The sequence below is a fragment of the Oleiphilus sp. HI0061 genome, from assembly GCF_001635675.1.
Genome location: NZ_LWFE01000151.1, coordinates 1 through 882, shown reverse-complemented (window position 1 = coordinate 882; position 882 = coordinate 1). Strand labels below are relative to the sequence as shown.

Genomic DNA, 882 nt, shown 5'->3' with positions numbered 1-882 from the left:
ATGGTTGGAGTGACCATTTGTGCTTATCAATAAAAAAGCCGCTCAGATTGAGCGGCTTTTTTATTACTTTAAATCGTTTGAACTGTTTATCGCTTAGGTAGCACGTCTTTTAGTTTCTCGTGCATTTCCAGTAACGATTTTTCAGTTGTCTCCCAGTCGATACAAGCATCGGTAACTGATACGCCGTACTCAAGCTGAGATAAATCTTCAGGAATCGATTGGTTACCAAACTTAAGATTGCTCTCAACCATAATGCCAACGATAGATTTGTTGCCGTCGATGATCTGATTGCAAACGTCCTGCATAACCAGTGGCTGCAGGTTAGCATCTTTGTTTGAGTTTGCGTGGCTGCAATCAATCATTATGTTCTTACTAAGTTTTGCTTTCTCAAGTTCCTGCTCGCATAGTGCAACGTTAACTGAGTCATAATTAGGTTTACCGCCACCACCACGCAAGACAACGTGAGAATATGGGTTGCCTTTAGTGCGAACTACCGATACTTGTCCTTCGCGATTAATCCCTAAAAAGCTATGAGGGTGTGATGCAGATTTAAGTGCATTCATCGCAACGCCAAGGCCGCCGTCTGTGCCATTCTTAAAGCCGATTGCAACTGACAAACCGCTACTCATTTCGCGGTGTGTTTGGGACTCTGTGGTACGCGCACCAATAGCAGACCAGGAAATTGTATCTTGCAAGTATTGTGGTGAGATTGGATCAAGTGCTTCGGTAGCGGTAGGTAGGCCCATATCGCAAATGTCTATTAGTAGTTGGCGGCCAATATGCAGGCCTTCTTCAACTTCAAATGAATCATTTAGGTGAGGGTCATTGATAAGACCTTTCCATCCAACAGTTGTTCGAGGTTTTTCAAAATAGACACGCATC

At 43.5% G+C, this 882-nt stretch carries 1 protein-coding gene; it reads right to left on the bottom strand.

The window, feature by feature from the left end; genetic code table 11:
* Nucleotides 1–86: 86 nt before the first annotated feature.
* Nucleotides 87–882: 3-deoxy-7-phosphoheptulonate synthase (locus A3735_RS01815; protein ID WP_068637469.1), on the bottom strand; the 796-nt coding region annotated here is incomplete at its 5' end.